Below are 1,019 nucleotides of genomic sequence, written 5' to 3'. Positions count from 1 at the left end.
GTGCGGTTCGTTCCCCACGGTCGCGTCGTCAGCCCCAAGGGGTACAGCACCGGTGTCCGGGAGTAAAGTCCGCGCCGTTGCGGTCGAGCCTGCAAGCTGCGGTTTGTATAGCGCGAACTTGACTCCCAGCCACCGGCACTGTAGGCGAAGCCCTGCCGACGCGACCGAGGGGAACGAACCGAAAACCGACCGGAGAAGTACAAAACTGGTGGTGCGGTACCGGCGACTCGGCAAGGTCGGCCGCCGGTCCAGATGCTGGCCAACGCACCGGCGCCGAGGATGCGCTTCCGGGTTGGCGGGCGCCGGATCGACCCGGCGACCACAACCGATACCATCGGGATTACGGGTGTACCAAGACAGCCCATCAGAAGGCGGCCGTGTCGCCGACCAGCTGACCACCGGTCCGTCGCCAGGGCCTCACCGGCAGCCGCACTAACTAACCGGCGTCTACGGGCCCTTCGATTGCTATTCCTCCGGTCGGTTTTCGGTTCGTTCCCCTCGGTCGCGTCGGCAGGGCTTTGCCTACAGTGCCGGTGGCCGGGAGTCAAGTTCGCGCTATACAAACCGCAGCTTGCAGCCCCGACCGCAACCGCGCGGACTTTACTCCCGGACACCGGTGCTGTACCCCTTGGGGCTGACGACGCGATCGAGGGGAACGGACCGCACCACCTCACAAACCGCCGCCGCAGGGCCCTGACCCGGCCACCCTATGGAACCGCGCCAGTTCCCCGAGGGAGCCGAGAGCCCCCGCCGGAGGCGCCGGCCCTTCACCAGGGCTCTTGACCTTGACCTTGCTTGGGCTCTTGATCTTGATCTGGCTGTTGATCTGCTCTTGTTCCGACTTGCCGGAGTTGAAGAGGCCTGAGGTGCGGCGGGCTTGTGAACGCCTAAACCGGCAGCCGACAAACACACCCGCCGACCCGAACCCCGAACCGGCACAACCATAACCGAAGGCCGTAAAAAGCTTTGAAATCCACAGCCCAACCGCAACCCGGCTCGAAAACGCCCCACCCCGGAAC

Annotated in this window: 1 protein-coding gene; it reads right to left on the bottom strand. The window is 65.3% G+C overall.

The features are described from left to right. Positions 1-670: 670 nt before the first annotated feature. Positions 671-1,019 (bottom strand): hypothetical protein (locus IZR01_RS51930; protein ID WP_228561470.1); only part of this gene is annotated, 349 nt, incomplete at its 5' end.

Source organism: Catenulispora pinisilvae (genome assembly GCF_015356865.1).
Taxonomy (GTDB): Bacteria; Actinomycetota; Actinomycetes; order Streptomycetales; family Catenulisporaceae; genus Catenulispora; species Catenulispora pinisilvae.
This window is presented reverse-complemented; position numbering and strand designations above follow the sequence as displayed.